Here is an 18,066-nt window from a genome sequence, read left to right as displayed (position 1 = left end):
GCGTGGGTGGTTCAGACGGCGCCGTCGGTGGGGGTGTCGAGGGTGACCTCGACGCGGGACCCGGACTGCTGCACGACGACGATGCGGGAGCCCTCGGGGATCGGGGTGCGGGACCATGCCATGCGGCGCTCGATCTCCTGCGCGGCGTCGAGGAAGACCTCGCCGCGCTCGGCGGTGATGTCGGTCTTGGCGACGCCGGTCGTGCCGACGAGGGAGATGGGCTGGCCGTCCTCGGTGCTCTGCAGCCTCCTGACGAGGACCTGCACGACGACGACGGCGAGCACGCCTGCGATCGCGGAGCCCACGTAGGTGACGGCGCTCGGGAGGTCGTTGGCTGTCGTGATGACGCCGACCGCGCCGAAAACGACGGCGCCCACACCGAGGCCCGTACCGGACAGGACGCCGTCCCCGACCTCGAACGCCTCGCCGACGACCATGGAGACGGCCAGGAGCACGAGCCCGATGCCGCCGATGGCGATGAAGATCGTCACGCTGTTCCTTCCCCCGCGGCACTGTGCCGTGGGCCGCACTCTAGCGAACCTTGCGGCCCGGCGTGCGGGTCCGCGGCGCCGGGTGACGTGGCGGGGGCGGGGCGATGAACGTTGAGCCACGTTCTCGTGCAGGGCTTCGTTCCCGGTGGTGGGCTGTGCAGGATCGATCCATGATCACCCGCACCATCGCGCCGCACCTTGACGGCCGCCGCCACGAGTCTGCGATCGACCGCCTCGACGACCCGTTCGCACCGGTCGGTCGGTTCGCCGCACCGATCGACGTGGTGGAGGCGACGACGCTCTATCCGGTCGTCGCGGAGATCTTCCGGCCGGCGTACGTGACGTCGGTCGCGGTGTGCAGCAGCGACGACGCCGACCGTGTCGGCCTGATCTCCCGCGAGCGCCATCTCGCGCTGAGCGCCGGGACGCTCGGCTACGGTCGTGCGCTTCTCGCCCGGCGGCAGGTCGGCGAGGTCGTCGACTGGGCCCCGCTCGCAGTCCCGCAGACGATGCCGGTCGTCGAGGTGGTGCGGCTCGCCATGGCGCGGCCTGACGCGCGCAGGTTCGACGACATCGTCGTCCACGGCGCGGTGTGGCAGGTCGTGACGGTCCGGGCGCTCGTGCGTGCGCTCGCGGACGTCGTCACGACGCACTGGCGCGCCTGACCCGGGCGGCTCGGCTCGGGCTGCGCGTCCCCGCCGGACGCCGCAGGCTGGGGAGATGGACGACGTCGCAGCCCCGCAGCTCTTGCCCTCGCCCGTGACCGTGCTCGTGACCGGCGCGACCGGGTACCTCGGCGGACGGCTCGTCCCGGAGCTGCTCGCAGCGGGGCACCGGGTCAAGGTGCTGGCCCGCGACGCGGGCAGGCTCGCGGAGGTTCCGTGGCGCGGGGACGTCGAGGTCGTCGAAGGCGACCTGGGCGACGCGGGAGACACGGCCCGCGCCCTGCGGCCCGACGGCGCGGGCGGCGACGCGGCGGGCGACGTCGACGTGCTGTTCTACCTCGTGCACTCGATGGGTGCGAGCGGCGACTTCGAGACGACGGAGCTCGACATGGCGCGCTCGGTCGCCCGCGAGGCTCGGCGGGCTGGGGTGCGGCGGATCGTCTACCTGGGCGGCCTGCACCCGGACGGCGTCGAGCTGTCGGCGCACATGCGCTCGCGGACGGCGGTGGGTGAGGCGTTGCTCGCGTCGGGCGTCCCGACGATCGTTTACCAGGCGGGCGTGGTGATCGGGTCGGGCTCGGCGTCGTTCGAGATGATCCGGCACCTCACGGAGAACCTGCCGGTCATGCCGGCGCCGGCGTGGGTGCGCAACCGGATCGAGCCGATCGCGGTGCGTGACGTGCTGCACTACCTCGTCGGGGCGGTCGGCGTGCCGCTCGACGTGAGCCGCCGCTTCGACCTGGGGTCGCGCGAGGTCCTCACGTACGCGGCGCTCATGTACGGGTACATGCACGAGGCGGGCCTGCCCAGGCGTCGCATCTACTCGCTGCCGACGCCCGCGCCACGGCTCGCGGGCTGGTGGGTGACGCTCGTCACGCCGATCCCGCACGGCATGGCTGTGCCGCTCGTGCAGTCTCTCCAGCACGACGCCGTGAGCCGGGAGCACGACATCGACCGGTTCGTGCCGCTGCCGCCGGGCGGGCTGACGCCGTACCGCGAGGCCGTGCGCCTCGCCCTGGGCAAGATGAGCCGGGGCGACGTCGAGACGACGTGGGCGGGGGCGTCGTCGGGCGTGCCGGCGGACCCGCTGCCGAGCGACCCGGCGTGGGCGGGCCTGACCGTGTACGTCGACGAGCGGGAGCGGACGGCGGCGCGCGTCGCGGTCGCGGACGCGTGGCGGGTCGTCGAGGGCGTGGGCGGGGCCAACGGCTGGTACTCGCTGCCGGTCGCGTGGGCGGTGCGCGGGATTCTCGACAAGCTCGTCGGTGGCGTGGGCGGCCGGAGGGGCCGCCGCCACCCCGAGCGGCTCGTGGTGGGTGACGCGGTGGACTGGTGGCGGGTCGAGGCGATCGAGCGCGGGCACCTGCTGCGGCTGCGCGCGGAGATGCGCGTGCCGGGCTCGGCGTGGCTCGAGATGGTGGTCGAGCCGGCGGAGGGTGGTGGGACGCGCTACCGGCAGCGGGCGATCTACTTCCCGCGCGGGCTGCGCGGCAAGGCGTACTGGTGGGCGATCTGGCCGTTCCACGCGCTCATCTTCCCGGCGATGGCGCGCAACCTGCTCAGCGCTGCAGCAGGATCACGATCACGAGCTGCGTGATGAGGAAGCCCGCGACCATGTTGAGCCACAGGAATCGGCGCCAGCCGACGTTGGCCCGCTCGCAGTCCTCGTCGGTGAGGGTGCGGAACGGTGCGATCGACACGGCGTAGCCGAGCGGGATGACCGCGCCGAGGACGCCGGGCCAGCCCGCGCCGAGCATGAGCACGGCCGCGAGCAGGTAGCCGCCGATCGCGAGCCGGACGGTGCGTCGCGCGCCGAGCACGGTCGCGATGGACGCGATGCCGGCGGACCGGTCGGCGCGCACGTCCTGCACGGCGCCGAAGGCCTGCGACGCGGCGCCCCACGCGAAGAACGCGGCGAGCACCGCGATCACGGGGGCGGTGAAGTCGCCGCCGGCGAGCGTCACGGCGAAGACGGCGGGCGACACGAAGTGCGTCGAGGACGTGAGCGAGTCGAGGACCGGCTTCTCCTTGAAGCGCAGCCCGCGCGCCGAGTACGCGACGACGGCGAACAGCGACACGGCGAGCACCGCGGTCGACGCGACCGTGCCCGCGGCGACGAGCACGACGACGAACGGCAGGCACGTGAGCACCGACGCCCACAGCGTCGCGCGGTGCAGGCGCCGGTCCAGGACGATGCCCTCGACGCCGCCCTTGCGCGGGTTGGCCAGGTCGGACTCGTAGTCGAAGACGTCGTTGATCCCGTACATCGCGAGGTTGTACGGCACGAGGAAGAACACGGTCGCGACGGCCATGAGCCACCACCGGTCGCCTCCGGCCAGGAGGTAGGCGGCGGCGAACGGGTAGGCGGTGTTGATCCACGACAGGGGTCGGGACGTGCCGACGAGGCCGCGCAGCAGGCTCGTGCGCTCGGGGTGGTGGGCGACGGCGTCGCGGGAGGTCATGCGTGCTCCTGGAGCTGGCGGTCGGTCGAGGCGGGGGAGGCGGGGTGGCTCGGGCGGGGTGCGAGCGCGACGCGCAGGGCGGGCAGGAGGAGCCCGGCCGCGAGCGGCCAGGCGAGGTCCTCGAGCGGCGCGCGCCAGAGGATCACGCCGGTGAGGCGGTCCTCGTCGAAGCGGAACAGGTCGGACATGACCATGAGCGAGTCGAACACGACGGTCAGGACGCACAGGACGACCACGGTCCCGGCGACCGCGAGGGCGAACCGCGGCGGGAGCGTGCCTCGCCGTCGTGCGACGACGACGCACGCGACGTGCAGCACGACGACGACCGCGAGCGCGACGACGGCGAGGTCCAGGTACGTCATGACCTGACGTCCGGCGTCGTGCGCGCGTCCTGCCCGAGGAGGCGCAGCGCGCCGGCGAACACCACGAGCGTGAGGTAGCTGAGGAACGTCACGAACACGAGCTCTTCGACGGGGAGGTGCGGTGCGACCTCGATCCCGAGCATCGCGGGGCTCTCGCCGCGACCGAAGAACCCGCGGGAGATCGCGACGGCGTCCCACACGAGGAAGCCGACCGCGCCGACGAGCGTCACCGCGACCGTGAGGGCGCGGGCGCGGCGCTCGCGGGCGAAGAGGGCGACCTTCCAGCGGGCGTCGATCGTGACGACGCCCGCGAACGAGAAGGCGAGCGCGCCGAGGTACCAGCCGGTCACGCCGGACGACCGGGGGTCACGGGCGGGCGGTGGCGCAAGGAGTCGGCGGGCAGCGGCCCGGTCGACGTGTCGCCGCGCAACCTCTTGAGCGCGATCTCCGCACTGATGAGGCACATCGGCAGGCCGATCCCAGGGATCGTGGAGCCGCCCGCGTACAGCAGCCCGTCGACGTGTCGGGACGCGTTGCGTCCGCGGAGCATCGCGGACTGCCGCAGGGTGTGGGCAGGCCCGAGGGCACCGCCGCGCCAGGACAGCAGGTCGGCGGCGAAGTCGCCCGGACCGACGGTGCGGCGCAGGACGATCCGCTCGGCGAGGTCGCTCACGCCTGTCCACGCGGCGACCTGGGCGATCGCGGCGTCGGCGACGCTCTCGACCGCGGCGTCGCCCGCACCGTCGATCCCGCCGCGGCCGAGGCTCGGCCCGTCCGTGGGGTCGGCGGGGACGGGCACGAGGATGAAGATGTTCTCGTGGCCGTCGGGCGCGACGCTCGGATCGGTGCGCGACGGCGTGCACACGTACAGCGAGGCGGGGTCCGGGACGCGGGGGTTCTTGCCGTAGACGGCGTCGAAGTTGGCGTCCCAGTCGGACGTGAAGAGCAGCGTGTGGTGGACGAGCCGGGGCAGCTCGCCGCGCACGCCGAGGTGCACGAGGACGGCGCCAGGGCCCGGGTCGCGGCCCGCCCACCACCGCTCGGGGTAGGTCTGGAGGTTCTCGGGGAGCAGGCGCGTCTCGAGGTGGTGCAGGTCGCCCGCGCCGACGACGACGTCGGCCGGGACGAGGTGCGTCCCGTCGGCGTCGCGGACCTCGACCCCGGTGACGTGGGCGCGGCCGGTGCGTGACGTGCGGCCGGACGTGCCCGGGCTGCGGCCCTCGCGGGTGAGGACGGCGGTGACCTCGGTGCCGGTGACGATCGAGACGCCCGCTTCGAGCGCGACCTTGCGGACGGCGTCGATCACGGTGCCGAAACCGCCTTGGGGGTAGCGCACGCCGTCGGCCAGGTCGAGGTGGCTCATGAGGTGGTACATGCTCGGTGCGCGGTCGGGGCTCGTGCCGAGGAACACGGCCGGGTAGCCGAGCACCTGGCGCAGCCGCGGGTCGCGGAACGACCGGGCGACGTGCTTGTCGAGCGGGCGCAGCAGCAGGGACAGGAGCGTGCCGGTGCGCCGCAGCACGTCGCGGTGGAAGAGCGGCCGCAGCGACTGGAAGCTCGTGTAGAGGAAGCGCTCGACGGCGAGCTCGTACGCGTCGCGTGCGAGCTTGAGGTAGGCGCGCAGGCGCTCGCCCGCGCCGGGCTCGACGGTCTCGAACAGGGTGACGGAGTCCTCGAGGTCTGAGCGGACGTCGAGCGGTGCGCGGCCGGTCGCGGCGTCGTCCTGCGTGATGACCCGGTAGGCGGGGTCGAGCCGCACGAGGTCGAGCTCGCGGGCGGTGGTCGTGCCCATGAGCTCGAAGAAGTGGTCGAACACCTCGGGCATGAGGTACCAGGACGGGCCTGTGTCGAAGACGAAGCCGTCGGACTCCCAGACGCCGCACCTGCCGCCGACGTCGTCGCGCCGTTCGATGACCTCGACGTCGTGCCCGTCGCGGGCGAGGAGCGCGGCGGTGGCGAGGCCGGCGATGCCGGCTCCGACGACGACGACTCGGCTGCGGGTCACGATGTCACCTCTCGGTTTCGGCCGGGGCGGGCGTCGGCGAGGGCGACGCGGGCGAGCACGGCGATCTTGGTGCGGGTGGGGACGCGCACGCGGCGCGCGGCGATCGTCGCGGCGGGCGTGCGGCGGAGCTGGTGCGAGAGCGCGGCGAACAGGGCGTGGGCGGCGTGGACGCCGCGGCGGCTCGAGCGGGGCAGCTCGCCGATGGTCGCGCGGGCGGTCGCGAGGTCGCGGTCGATGTCGTCGAGGATGTGGTCGCGCTCGGTGTCGGTGAGGCGGGTGGGCGCGACCTGGAGGTAGTTGCGGCCGAGCTCGTCGCGGTCGGCGGCGAGGTCGCGCAGGAAGTTCACCTTCTGGAAGGCCGCCCCGAGCGCGACGGCGCCGGGCGCGAGGTGCTCGTAGCGTCGCTGACGGTCCGCGGCGGTGCCGGGGGTGTCGAGGAGGAAGACGCGCAGGCACATGAGCCCGACGACCTCGGCGGACCCGTGCACGTACGCGTCGAGCGACGACGCGTCGTGCTCGGTGCGGGCGAGGTCGGTGCGCATGGACTCGAAGAACGGCCCGGTGAGCTCCGCGTCGATGCCCGCGGCTCGGGCGGTCAGGGCGAACGCGTGCACGGTCAGGTTGGTCGAGTAGCCGCGCTCGACGGCGCGGGCCGTCTCGGCCTCGAGGTCGTCGAGCAGCGCGCGGCGGTCCTCGACCGTCGTCCCGTCGAACGCGCCGTCGACGATCTCGTCGGCGAGGCGCACGAGGCCGTAGATGCTGCGCACCTGCGTCCGGACGGGTTCCGCGAGCATGCGGGCGGCGCGGCCGAAGCTCGTCGAGTAGGCGTCGATGATGGTCGAGCTGGCGCGCAGCGCGGCGTCGTCGTACCGGGCTCTGTCGGCGGCGGTCATGCTGCGCGCGACTGACGTGCTGCCCGGGAGGGGAGCGCTCCGAGCCACTCGACCAGGTCGTGGGGCAGGCTTGCGGCGCGTGCGAGCGCGCGGGCGGCGGCCATGTGGTCGAACGCGAGCGCCTCGACGAACGCGCGCGAGCCGCATGCCTCGAGCGCGGCGCGGGCGATCGCTGCGCCCTGCTCGTCGAGGTCGGCGGCGCCGTGGTACGGCGCGACGCTCTCCCAGGCGCCGGTGGTGCGGGCGTGGGCGATGATCGGCGTGTGCTTGCCCTCGCGCAGGTCGGTGAGGTTGGACTTTCCGGTGTGCGCGGGGTCGCCGAACGTGCCGAGCACGTCGTCCTGCAGCTGGAACGCGAGCCCGAGGTGGCGGCCGAGCAGGTCGAGGATCGGCAGGATGCTCGTCGCGCGCTCGGTGTCGACGAGGGTCGCGGCGGCCTGGAGCGGGAGCACGAACGAGTAGACGGCGGTCTTCCGTTCCTCCATCTGCAGCACGTCCTCGAGGCTGGGCTCGACGGTGCCGAGGCTCAGCTCGACGTCGGCGAGCTCGCCGGCCGCGGTCGTGCGGACGGCCTCTTCGAAGAGCTCGAGGAGCTTGGCGACGACGTGCTGGGGGGCCTTGGTGCGGGCGACGGCCGTGATGGCGCCGGCGATCGCGAGGTCGCCGGCGAGGATGCCTGCGGCGTCGCCGAACGCTGTGGCGGCCGCGGGGGACGCTCCGGCGGCGCGGGCTCGCCGCGCGAGCTGGCCGCTCACGTTGAGCCGGCCGCGCCGGGTGGTGTCGTGGTCGATCACGTCGTCGTGCATGACGAACGCGCCGTGCAGGAGCTCGACCGCGTCGCCGACGTGGGCGGCGACCTCGAGGTCGGTGCCGCCGAGCGCGGCGTAGGTGCGTGTGACGAGCTGGGGGCGGGCGCCCTTGCCGCCGCCGGCGGCGTCGCGCATCGCTTCCCACAGGGTGCGGTAGGCCGTGCCGGGCGGGTCGAGGAGCTCGGCGTGGTGATCGCCGGCGGCGAAGAAGGCTTCGCACGGGGTGGCCTGGGTAGCGGGGTGGCGCTGCGACGCGGTGATGCTCGGTGCGGTGACGGTGACCATGGCTGCTCCTGCGCTCTCGGGTACGGCTCAGGGTAACGGAAAATGGTTAGCCAGGCTAGCAATCTCCTAAACTAGGTACTGGTTCGCGAGTCATGGCAACACCGTGCCCGGAAAGTCACGGTTGCGCCAGAGGTTCACGCATCCCAGATGCACGAAAGCCCGCCGCGCACGAGCGGGACGGGCGTACGAGCGCAGCTCAGGTCAGGCGACGTCGTCCACGACCCGCCGCGTGCTCGAGCGACGCAAGATCCCCATCGACGCGAGCACCAGCGCCGCGCCCGTCCCCGCGCACACGATCGCCACGATGAACCCGGCGTGCGGGCCCGCAGCGTCGATCCGCGAGCCCGCGATCGACGACCCGAACGAGACGCCCACGCCCAGAGCCGTACCCACGTATGTGAGGCCCTCGGTGAGCTGGGCCGGCGGGACGATCAGCTGGACGAGCCCGTTGCCGCCGATGAGCGACGGGGCGATCGCCAGGCCGGTGACGAACATGACGCCCGCGAGCGCGGGGAGCGAGCTCACGAGCGGGAACAGCGCGACCCCGCCCGCGAGCGCGAGCATCGTCACGGTGAAACGCGCCCACAACGGCCCGACCCAGCGCCGCGACCCGTACCAGAGGCCCGAGATGAGCGAGCCCGCCGCGAAGATCGCCAGGACGACTCCCGCGGCACCCTTGTTGCCCTGCTCCTCGGCGAACGCGATCGTGGCGACGTCGCCCGCGCCGAACACGCCGCCCAGCGCGACGAACACGAGGACGAGCATCACCATCGCACCGAACCGCAGCACGGTCGGCGGGCGCTCAGCCTTCGTCTGCGGGACGGGGACCGGCTCGGTCGCCTTGAGCGAGAGGAACCAGTAGCCGCCGGCGAGCATCGCCACGATGGGGAACACGAGACCGGCCCACGGGGTGACCGACGTCGCTAGCCAGGTCGCGAGCACCGGCCCCAGGACGAACACGACCTCGTCGAGCGCCGCCTCGAGCGAGTAGGCGGTGTGCATGTCGTGCGGGTTGTCGAGCAGGAGGGTCCAGCGGGCGCGCACGAGGGTGCCCATCGAGCCGATCGTCGAGCCGGCGAACGCCGCGATCCCGTACAGCGCCCACGACGGCGCGTCAGACACGGCAGCGATCATGAGGCCGGTGATACCGGTCGCGGAGACGGCGAGGAGGGGCCGCATGACGCGGGCCTGGCCGTGCCGGTCGATGAGCCGCGCGATCTGCGGGCCGCACACCGCCTGCGAGAGGACGTACACGGCGGACACGCGCCCTGCGAGCTCGTACGAGCCGTACAGGCCCTGGATCATGAGGACGACGCCGATGCCGACCATGGCCATCGGGAAGCGGGAGATCAGCCCGGAGATCGAGAACTGAGCCGCGCCAGGGCGCGCAAGGATCGCCCGATAGGGCCCGCCGAATGCCATTGCGCCATTCTCTCACCGGGTCCGCGGTCCCCGGTGGTGAGATCGGCCACCGTCAGCCGACCGCGAGCCTGACCGCGATGGCGACCATGACGGCGGCGACCGCGCCGTCGATCACGCGCCACGTCGTCGGGCGGTCGAGGGTGCTCGACAGGGCTCGCGCGCCGAGCCCGACGAGGGAGAACCACGCGGCGCTCGCGCCCATCGCCCCGGCTGCCGCGACCCAGCGCAGGTCGCCGAAGCTGTTGGTGACGGTCCCGAGCATGACGAGGGTGTCGAGGTAGACGTGCGGGTTGAGGAGGGTGACGGCGAGGGTCGTGAGCGCGGCGGAGCGTGCGGGCCGAGCCTCGCTCGCGACGAGCCCCTGGCGGGGCTTGAGCGCGGAGCGGAGGGACGTCGCGGCGAACGCGAGCATGTAGACGACGCCACCCCAGCGCAGCGCCTCGAGGACCCATGGTGCGGTGTCCTGGAGCACGCTGAGCCCGGCGGTCCCTGCGGCCATGAGGGCGACGTCGCACGCGACGCAGATCGCGACGACGAGCGCGACGTGCTCGCGGCGCAGGCTCTGGCGCAGCACCCAGGCGTTCTGAGCGCCGATCGCGACGATGAGGCCGAGGCTCGCGAGGAAGCCGGTGGTCAGGGCTGTGAGGGTCGTGTTCACGGGCCGAGGCTAAGCAGAGCGTGCCCGTGAAGGCGAACGCGATAATCTGTTCCCCGTGAAGCAGTTCTTCATCAGCCCGGAGCAGCTCGCCACGCTCGCCGCGATCGCCGACGAAGGGTCCTTCGAGGGGGCCGCCTACGAGCTCGGTATCAGCACGTCCGCCGTGAGCCAGCGCATCCGCGCGCTCGAGACCTCCCTCGGTCGGATCCTCGTCCGCCGCGGCACCCCGTCGACCGTGACCGACGACGGAGCACCCGTCCTGAGGTACGCACGCCAGCAGGCGCTGCTCGCCGCAGAGCTCGCCACGGAGATCGGCGGCGTGCCCGCCGGCGCCGAGCCCGTCCCCCTGACCGTCGCCGTCAACGCCGACTCCCTCGCCACCTGGTTCCGCGACGTACTCGTCGCGGCCGGATCCTGGCACGACACGCACCTGCAGGTCGTCGCCGACGACGAGGCGCACGCCGTCGACCTGTTGCGACGCGGCGCCGTCATGGCCGCCGTCTCGACCGACCCGGTCGCTGCCCCCGGCTGCCGGGCCGAGCCGCTCGGCGTCGTGCGCTACAGCCCGCGCGTGCACCCGGACCTGCTCGCACGCTACGGCGTCCGCACACGTGACGACGTCCCGCGACTGCCCGCCGTGCGCTTCGACGCGAAGGACGAGCTGCAGGACACCGCGCTCCGCGCCGCGGGCCTGCCGCCCGCCGGGCGCGGCCCCGCCGTGCCGAGCCCGAGCGCGTTCGCGACAGCGGTGCGTGCGGGACTCGGCTGGGGCATGCTCCTCGACGGGCAGGTCGAGGCTGCACCCGAGCTCGTCCCCGTGCCGGGCCTCGAGCCGGTGGAACGCCAGCTCGTGTGGCAGCGCTGGACCATCGCGGCGCACCGCCTCGACCGCCTCACCGAAGCGGTGCAGCGGGCCTTCCGAGGCTGACGGGGCACTCCCTGCAGAGAGAAGAGTGAGGGCCGGTGCACACGGATCGTGTGCACCGGCCCTCACTCTTGCGTCGGCCCGCAGGGGCCGCAGCGGTCAGCCTCCTCAGGCGAGCGCGTCGGAGACGACCTGCTTGGCCTCCTCCTGGACCTGCGTGAGGTGCTCTGCCGAGACGAACGACTCGGCGTACACCTTGTAGACGTTCTCCGTGCCCGACGGGCGCGCCGCGAACCAGGCGTTCTTCGTCGTGACCTTGAGGCCGCCGATCGCTGCGCCGTTGCCCGGTGCTGCGGTGAGCTTCTCGACGATCTCCTCGCCCGCGAGCGAGGTGGAGCGGACCTGGGCCGGGTCGAGCTTCGACAGCGTCGCCTTCTCCTCGAGAGTGGCGGGGGCGTCGACGCGCGCGTACCAGGACTCGCCGTGCGCGGCGACGAGCTCGGCGTGCCGCTGCGACGGGGACTTGCCGGTCTTCGCTTGGATCTCGGAGGCGAGCAGGGCGAGGAGCAGGCCGTCCTTGTCGGTCGTCCACACGTTGCCGTCGGTCCGCAGGAAGGACGCCCCGGCGGACTCCTCCCCGCCGAAGCCGACCTCGCCGGTGAGCAGCCCGGGCACGAACCACTTGAAGCCGACCGGCACCTCGACGAGGCGGCGCCCCAGGCCGGCGGCGACCCGGTCGATGAGAGCCGAGGACACGAGGGTCTTGCCGATCGCTGCGTCGGGCCGCCAGCCCGGGCGTGCACCCGAGAACAGGTAGTCGATCGCGACCGCGAGGAAGTGGTTCGGGTTCATCAGGCCCGCGTCGGGCGTCACGATGCCGTGGCGGTCCGAGTCGGCGTCGTTGCCCGTCGCGATGTCGAACGGCGCGGGGCCGCCCGCGGCGGGACGCATGGCGCCGACGAGGGACGCCATCGCGTTCGGCGACGAGCAGTCCATGCGGATCTTGCCGTCCCAGTCGAGGGTCATGAACGCCCAGCGCGGGTCGACGGTCGGGTTCACGACCGTGAGGTCGAGGCCGTACCGCTCGCCGATCTCGCCCCAGTACTCGACGGACGCCCCGCCGAGCGGGTCGGCGCCGATCCGCACGCCCGCCGTGCGGATCGCGTCGAAGTCGACGACGTTCGCGAGGTCGTCGACGTACGCGGACAGGAAGTCGTGCTTGTGCGTCGTCGGCGCGGCGAGCGCCGTCTCGAGCGACACGCGTCGCACCTGCCCGACGCCGTCGCGCAGGATCTCGTTCGCGCGCGCGGCGATCACTGAGGTCGCGTCGGAGTCCGCGGGGCCGCCGTGCGGCGGGTTGTACTTGAAGCCGCCGTCGCGCGGCGGGTTGTGCGACGGCGTGACGACGATGCCGTCAGCGAGGCCGGGCCCCTCGACGCGGACGCCCTCGGACGTGCCTGCACCGTTGTGCAGCAGGATCGCGTGCGAGACGGCGGGGGTCGGGGTGTAGGAGTCGCGGGCGTCGATGCGCACGTCGATGTCGTTCGCGGCGAGGACCTCGAGCGCGGACTGCCACGCGGGCAGGGACAGGGCGTGCGTGTCACGGCCGATGAACAGCGGGCCGTCGATGCCCTGGCTGCGCCGGTACTCGACGATCGCCTGCGTGGTCGCGACGATGTGCGCCTCGTTGAAGGCGCCGTCGAGGCTCGACCCGCGGTGGCCCGACGTGCCGAAGACGACCCGCTGCGCGGGGTCGTCGAGGTCGGGAGTGCGGTCGTAGTAGGCGCCGAGCAACGCGTCGACGTCGATGAGGTCTTCGGGGAGGGCAACGGTTCCAGCTCGAGGGTGCATGCTCCGATCCTGCCACCCGCTCCGGCGCGGGCGCGCCGCAGATCTGGGCCCTCCGACCCTGTTGCGGACGACGACGGCACGTTCCGCGCGGGCCGCCGGGCCGCCCTGCGCCGCGGCAGAGGGCGGCCGGTACGATGAGCGCATGGCCAAGAACCCCACCCCCGACTTCGTGCTGCGTCCGTTCGAGAACCTTCCCGGCGAGGCGGACTGGGTCGCGCTGCGCGAGGTCGTGCCCGCCGCCACGGCGACCGCGCGCACGACGAAGGAGCACGGCGCGCGCGACGTCGTCGTGACGACGACGCTCCCCGGCGGGTGGCCTGCGCTGCACCGTGCCGACGGCGCGATCCTGCTCTCGATCCAGGGGCAGGGCGGCTCGGGCGACACGAGCCGCGACCTCGCGGCGAACCTGCTCGCCGTCATGGAGCTCGAGCCGGGCACGTCCCTGACGACCGTGGGCCTGCCGGGCGAGGGCCCGCGCCTGCAGGACGTCCTCGACCTGACCGTCCCGTTCGAGGTGACGATCCACGACGGCTTCGACTACTGGCTCGACCCGGCCCAGGAGATCACGCCGGACCTCAAGGAGTCCCTCGAGGAGGCCGCCTCGACGATCATCCCGACGGAGAAGCTCGCGGGCGTCGAGAGCGCCTACCTCGCTGACTTCGGTGCGCGCCGCTACCTGCGCTGGTCGATGGCTGTCGAGGAGGACCGCCTGATCGACGCGATCGCGCGCCTGCATGCGAAGCGTCAGTCGTCGCTCGGCAAGTCCCGTTTCCTCGGTGCGTTCCGCTCGTCGGGCATCTGCGTGCCCGTGTGGGACATCGTCGCGGGCACGACGATCGAGCAGCTGGAGGCGGACGCCGAGGCGTTCGCCGCGCTCCTCGCGCCGGCCCTCGATAACACCGAGCCGCTCGACTCGAACGAGCGCCGCGCGCGGGCAGGCATCATCGCCCGCCAGGTCACGCTCCGCTGACCCCGCCACGAGGCCCGTCGACCGCCCCGTGAGGGCGGACGGCGGGGCCTCGCGCACGCCTCTTTGCGGATTCTTGGTGGACCTAGACCGATTCAGCAGAACCACGTGGCCTCCACTAGGGTGGACCGTGTGACACACGATCCACAGGACCGGACGGAGCAGGCGACGACGCCCGCGCAGTCCACGGACCTCCCGGTGGCAAAGACGCCCCGCCCGCAGGTCGGCCCGAACGGCCGTACCCGTCAACGCGTCGCCGTCATCATCCCCGCCAAGGACGAGGCGAAGCGGATCGCCGCGACCGTGCGTTCAGCACGGGCGATCCCCTACGTCGACCTCGTCCTCGTGGTCGACGACGGCAGCGACGACGACACCCAGCACGTCGCGCGCGAGGCCGGCGCCGTCGTCGTGCGCCACTCGCACAACCGCGGCAAGGCCGCGGCCATGGAGACCGGGGCGTCGATCGTCGCGATGCGCGACTCGAGCGACCGCCCTGCCCGCCTCCTGCTGTTCATCGACGGTGACCTCGGCGAGACGGCCGTCAACACGGCCCCCCTGATCACACCGGTCCTCAAGGGCGCCGCCGACATGTCGATCGCGCTCCTGCCGCCGCAGCCGGGCGCGGGCGGCCACGGCATCGTCGTGGGCGCTGCCCGCCGCGCGATCGCGAGCCTCACGGGCTGGACGCCCACCCAGCCGCTCTCCGGCCAGCGCTGCCTCACACGCGAGGCCTTCGAGGCGGCGACGCCCCTCGCGCACGGCTGGGGCGTCGAGACCGGCATGACGATCGACCTCGTGCGCCGCGGCTACGTCGCGGTCGAGGTCCCGTGCGACCTGCGGCACCGCCCGTCGAAGAAGGACCTGCGCGGCACCCTGCACCGCGCCGCTCAGTACCGGGACGTGATCCTCGCGGTCAACGCGCGGAAGATGCGTTCTGTCCTGGGCGGTCGACAGCGCTGACCTCTGCGACGCGACCGAACGTCGCGACGACGAGCGGCAGCGCGAGCGTCGCAGCGATCGCGGGGATGATGATCCCCGAGTCGTTGAGCGCGAACGCGATCGTCTGGACGACGAGGAGCGCGATCAGGCCCGCACCCAGGACCGGGAGCTCACGGGCCACCAGCTTGAGCGGCGCTTCGAGACGGCCCCCCGCGCGGCGCACGCCGAGGTAGACGAGGACGGCCGCGCCGACCGCGATGAGGGTGAACGGCGTGCCGACGAGGTTGCTCGCGTTCTGCGAGAGCTTGCGGGAGACCACGCCCCACAGCCCGCCGTCGAGCACGGTCTGCACGAACGCGCCGAGGTGGGTGCGCTCGCCCTCCGGCCGCAGCCAGTCCAGCACAGCGAAGAGGGAGACGGTGACCGCCCCGGCGGCGAGGACCGCGAGCACGCGCCGCCAGGTCAGGCGCACTCCGAGGACGAGCAGCACGAGGACGGCGAAGCCCGGAACGAGCGCGGGCGGCCCGCCGAAGTCCGCGCCGATCGACGGCAGGCCGTCGAGGACGACGGCGACCAGGCCGATGAGCGCGACGACCACGGCTGCCGTGCGGCGTCGCCCGCGCGCGACGAGCGGCGTCGCCGCGATCGCCGCGAGCAGGACGGTCGACGTCGCGAAGAGCGTGAACGCCGTGTTGTTGAAGCCGTAGAAGCGGCCTGCCACGAGCGCCTGCGTGCCCATGAGCGAGGTGAGCTGGAGTCGGGCACCGAGGGCGACGTCGACCGCGAGCACGACAGCCGTCAGGGCGGTCACGACGGTCAACGGCCCGAGCGGGCGGCGGCGGACGGCGGGCAGGAGGCAGAGGGCGACGACCGCGCCGACGATCGCGGAGACGACCGCCGTCACGGTCAGGTTGGGGACCGGCGAGCGCCACCACGGCACGAGGTTCGCGAGGTAGGTCGCGGTCGGCAGGGCCGCGAGCGCGAGACCGGCCGTGCGCACGGCGCGGAGCCAGCGCAGCGGGTAGCCGCCGACGTCGCTGTCCTTGCCATCCTCGGCGGACGAGCGGGTCGCGCGTGCGATCCCGAGGCTCACGACCACCTGCAGCAGGATGTTCGCGACCGTGAACAGGACGTAGAACGGCGAGACGGCGGTGCGGACGACGACGGAGCGGAGCGCGTCGTCGCGCAGGCCCTCGACGCGGGCGGCGAGGGATGCTGCCGAGCCGTCGGCGCGCAGCGGCGAGCCGTCGAACCGGTGGGACGCGGTGCTCGTCGTGCCGGGCGCGGCGCGGTCGACGACCGTCCGCGTGAGGTCGTAGCCGAGCACGTATCCGGGCTGCCGTGTCGACGCCGAGTCGAGGAGACCTGCGGCGTCCCTGCCGGGCGTGAGCGGCCCGACGGCGGCGGCGACCTGGAGGCGCGGCGCGCGCGCCGAGTCGGCGAGGGACGAGAAGAGGACGAGCGGCTGGGTCGCGGACGTCTCGAGCGCGTCGAGGACGTCGGCGACGACCGAGTCGACCGCGGCGACGCCCCTCGCGCGCTCGGCCGCGGTCTCGCCGCGTACGGTGCCTGCGTCGACGACGACGACGTCGGCGGCGGCGAGCCGGTCGACGAGCGCCGGGGTGAGGGCGTCGTCGACCGGAGCCCAGCTCGGGACCTGGCCGGCCGAGCCTGCGAGGGCGATCGCGGCGCCGGGACCGAACGCGGCCGTGGTGAGGCCCGCCTCGGCGAGGATGTCGCCGAGGGTGCCGGGCACGGCGTCGTACTGCCCGTCGCGGGCGGAGGTGACGTACGCGTCCCACGCGGGTACCGCGGCGTCGGCGCGGCCGCTCGGCTCGTCGAGGACGCGGCAGCGGTCCTCGGCGTCCTCGGGGTACTCGTACGTCGTGTCGCCCGAGCGGGTGCCCGCGGACAGCGAGAGCCACCCCTCGGCCGGGCACGTCGAGGAGCGCACGTTGCGCACGACCGTGCTCCCGACCGCGCCACGACCGGCGAGCTCCCAGAGGGCCGGGGTCGCCTCGGGCGACACGTCCTCCCACTGGACCCCGGTGGTCCCGACGACGACGACCTGGACGGCGGGCGGGGCCGGGGCGGCGACGGCGGTGGGGAGGATCGCGCTCAGGGCGAGACCTCCGAGGACCGCGGCCGTCCCGAGACGCGCGAGGGGACGGCGGGTTCGGGTCAGGAGGCTCACCGGCCCAGCCTACGGGCGGGTCACCGCGCGAGGGTGATGCGGCGAGGGTTGCGGACGACGAGGGCGCCGGGCTCGACCCACGCCTTGATCGCGCTCGCGCGGCCGATGATGTCGCCGTCGACCTGGGCCTGCTCGCCGCCGCGGATGCGTGCGGTGACGGAGCGGCACTGCGTGTGGTCGATCCGGCCGATGCGGTTCGGCAGCTCGACCGTCTTGACCCCGAGGCCTTGCAGGACGACCTCGCCGAAGAGCTGGGCCCAGCCGGCGATGCCGCCGCGCGTGTCGATCGCGGCGATGTCGAGGATGCCGTCGTCGACGACTGCGTCGGGGATGAGCGTGATGCCGCCCGGGAGGCGCCCGCAGTTGCCGACGAGGAGCGTGCGCAGGCGCGTCGTGACGGCTGGCTGGTCGTCGAGCTGGATCGACGCCTCGAGGCGGCGGCCGTGCAGGTGCCGCACGCCGGCGGCGAAGTAGGCCATCCAGCCGACCTTCGCCTTGAGGGTCGAGTTGGTGTCGGCGACCATCGCAGCGTCGAAGCCGACGCCGCCGATCACGGTGAAGAGGTGCTTCGAGCCGACCTCGGCGAGGTCGGCCTCGTCCTCGTCGCCGTCCGGCGCCGGGGCCTCGAGCACCTCGAGCCAGCCGACGTCGATCGAGCGGTCGCGGCCGTCGAGCGCGATCGTGAGCGCCTCGTCGAGGTCTGTCACGGGGATGTCGAGGTTGCGGGCGAGGAGGTTGCCCGTGCCGACGGGCAGGAGACCCATGGGGACGCCGGTCCCGACCATCGCCTCGGCGACCGCGCGGACGGTGCCGTCGCCGCCCGTCGCGACGACGACCTCGGCGCCCTGTGCGACGGCCTCGCGCGCCTGCCCGACCCCAGGGTCCTCGACGCTCGTCTCGATCCACAGCGGCTCGAGGCCGGTCGCGCGGCACGCCGCGAGCACAGGCTCCTTGAGCGACGCGACGTCGGGCTTCGACGGGTTGGCGACGAACGCGACGACGCGACGCGGCGGGGGCGACGCGGCCTCGTCCCCCGCTGCGCCGTCGGGCAGACCGTGAGCCTGCGAGCGCCGCCAGGGACGGCGACGCTCGCGCCACAGCAGGATCGAGACGGTGAGCGCAGTCGCGGCCATCACGAGGGACAGGCAGATCCAGACGATCTCCCAGGGCGACATCGAGCTCATGCTGGCGAGGCTAG

Annotated in this window: 17 protein-coding genes; 5 read left to right on the top strand and 12 right to left on the bottom strand. The window is 73.4% G+C overall.

Annotated features, from left to right (window positions below; translation table 11 throughout):
- Positions 1-11 precede the first annotated feature (11 nt).
- A complete protein-coding gene (locus AC4F3Q_RS04980) occupies positions 12-491 on the bottom strand; it encodes an NfeD C-terminal domain-containing protein (protein WP_168446642.1) in 480 nt (159 codons plus the stop codon).
- Between the two features lie 170 nt (positions 492-661).
- Here AC4F3Q_RS04980 and AC4F3Q_RS04975 point away from each other — a divergent pair, with 170 nt between their 5' ends.
- Positions 662-1,156, top strand: a complete 495-nt coding sequence (locus AC4F3Q_RS04975; RefSeq protein WP_491038996.1) for a CBS domain-containing protein — start codon at positions 662-664, stop codon at positions 1,154-1,156.
- Between the two features lie 55 nt (positions 1,157-1,211).
- Positions 1,212-2,753 (top strand): SDR family oxidoreductase, encoded by a 1,542-nt coding sequence (locus tag AC4F3Q_RS04970; RefSeq protein ID WP_491038995.1) that lies wholly within the window; start codon positions 1,212-1,214, stop codon positions 2,751-2,753.
- Here the strand turns inward: AC4F3Q_RS04970 and AC4F3Q_RS04965 are convergent.
- The 8 genes from AC4F3Q_RS04965 to AC4F3Q_RS04930 all read right to left on the bottom strand — a co-directional run bounded on the left by AC4F3Q_RS04965 (position 2,716) and on the right by AC4F3Q_RS04930 (position 10,052).
- Positions 2,716-3,618 carry a prenyltransferase gene (locus tag AC4F3Q_RS04965; protein ID WP_491038994.1) on the bottom strand — a complete coding sequence of 301 codons (903 nt, stop codon included), beginning with the start codon at positions 3,616-3,618 and terminating at the stop codon, positions 2,716-2,718. The two genes, AC4F3Q_RS04970 and AC4F3Q_RS04965, sit on opposite strands and share 38 nt — an antisense overlap.
- A complete protein-coding gene (locus AC4F3Q_RS04960) occupies positions 3,615-3,980 on the bottom strand; it encodes a lycopene cyclase domain-containing protein (RefSeq protein ID WP_491038993.1) in 366 nt (121 codons plus the stop codon). The genes AC4F3Q_RS04965 and AC4F3Q_RS04960 overlap by 4 nt, the downstream gene beginning before the upstream one ends.
- Positions 3,977-4,330, bottom strand: coding sequence for a lycopene cyclase domain-containing protein (locus AC4F3Q_RS04955; RefSeq protein WP_491038992.1), 354 nt, complete (start codon positions 4,328-4,330; stop codon positions 3,977-3,979). The genes AC4F3Q_RS04960 and AC4F3Q_RS04955 overlap by 4 nt, the downstream gene beginning before the upstream one ends.
- Positions 4,327-5,985 (bottom strand): phytoene desaturase family protein, encoded by a 1,659-nt coding sequence (crtI, locus tag AC4F3Q_RS04950; RefSeq protein ID WP_491038991.1) that lies wholly within the window; start codon positions 5,983-5,985, stop codon positions 4,327-4,329. The genes AC4F3Q_RS04955 and crtI overlap by 4 nt, the downstream gene beginning before the upstream one ends.
- On the bottom strand, positions 5,982-6,878 hold the full coding sequence (locus AC4F3Q_RS04945) for a phytoene/squalene synthase family protein (RefSeq protein ID WP_491038990.1): 897 nt from the start codon (positions 6,876-6,878) through the stop codon (positions 5,982-5,984). The genes crtI and AC4F3Q_RS04945 overlap by 4 nt, the downstream gene beginning before the upstream one ends.
- Entirely contained in the window at positions 6,875-7,972 is a 1,098-nt protein-coding gene (locus AC4F3Q_RS04940; RefSeq protein ID WP_491038989.1) for a polyprenyl synthetase family protein, read from the bottom strand. The genes AC4F3Q_RS04945 and AC4F3Q_RS04940 overlap by 4 nt, the downstream gene beginning before the upstream one ends.
- Positions 7,973-8,173: 201 nt before the next feature.
- The gene (locus tag AC4F3Q_RS04935; protein WP_491038988.1) at positions 8,174-9,394 is read right to left on the bottom strand and encodes an MFS transporter; all 1,221 of its coding nucleotides are present in this window, start codon (positions 9,392-9,394) and stop codon (positions 8,174-8,176) included.
- A gap of 52 nt (positions 9,395-9,446) precedes the next feature.
- A complete protein-coding gene (locus tag AC4F3Q_RS04930; RefSeq protein WP_491038987.1) occupies positions 9,447-10,052 on the bottom strand; it encodes a LysE/ArgO family amino acid transporter in 606 nt (201 codons plus the stop codon).
- A 55-nt stretch (positions 10,053-10,107) separates the two neighbouring features.
- On the opposite strand from AC4F3Q_RS04930, the gene AC4F3Q_RS04925 reads away from it, so the two are divergent.
- Positions 10,108-10,980: an ArgP/LysG family DNA-binding transcriptional regulator gene (locus AC4F3Q_RS04925; protein ID WP_491038986.1), complete on the top strand. Its 873-nt coding sequence runs from the start codon at positions 10,108-10,110 to the stop codon at positions 10,978-10,980.
- 105 nt (positions 10,981-11,085) lie between these two features.
- On the opposite strand, the gene pgm is transcribed toward AC4F3Q_RS04925, so the two are convergent.
- Complete coding sequence (gene pgm, locus AC4F3Q_RS04920) at positions 11,086-12,768, bottom strand: phosphoglucomutase (alpha-D-glucose-1,6-bisphosphate-dependent) (RefSeq protein ID WP_168446632.1); 1,683 nt, start codon at positions 12,766-12,768, stop codon at positions 11,086-11,088.
- Positions 12,769-12,910: 142 nt separating this feature from the next.
- Here pgm and AC4F3Q_RS04915 point away from each other — a divergent pair, with 142 nt between their 5' ends.
- Positions 12,911-13,738: a DUF5926 family protein gene (locus AC4F3Q_RS04915; RefSeq protein WP_491038985.1), complete on the top strand. Its 828-nt coding sequence runs from the start codon at positions 12,911-12,913 to the stop codon at positions 13,736-13,738.
- 195 nt (positions 13,739-13,933) lie between these two features.
- Positions 13,934-14,695 (top strand): glycosyltransferase family 2 protein, encoded by a 762-nt coding sequence (locus tag AC4F3Q_RS04910; RefSeq protein WP_350308765.1) that lies wholly within the window; start codon positions 13,934-13,936, stop codon positions 14,693-14,695.
- Here the strand turns inward: AC4F3Q_RS04910 and AC4F3Q_RS04905 are convergent.
- Both AC4F3Q_RS04905 and AC4F3Q_RS04900 read right to left on the bottom strand, forming a co-directional pair.
- The gene (locus tag AC4F3Q_RS04905; RefSeq protein ID WP_491038984.1) at positions 14,649-16,868 is read right to left on the bottom strand and encodes a hypothetical protein; all 2,220 of its coding nucleotides are present in this window, start codon (positions 16,866-16,868) and stop codon (positions 14,649-14,651) included. The two genes, AC4F3Q_RS04910 and AC4F3Q_RS04905, sit on opposite strands and share 47 nt — an antisense overlap.
- A 20-nt stretch (positions 16,869-16,888) precedes the next feature.
- Positions 16,889-18,052 (bottom strand): diacylglycerol/lipid kinase family protein, encoded by a 1,164-nt coding sequence (locus AC4F3Q_RS04900; protein WP_286189201.1) that lies wholly within the window; start codon positions 18,050-18,052, stop codon positions 16,889-16,891.
- Positions 18,053-18,066: the final 14 nt, after the last annotated feature.

It is taken from the genome of Flavimobilis sp. BM9, from assembly GCF_058313055.1.
Note: the sequence above shows the minus strand (reverse complement) of the source record. Positions and strands in the feature narration are given on the sequence as shown.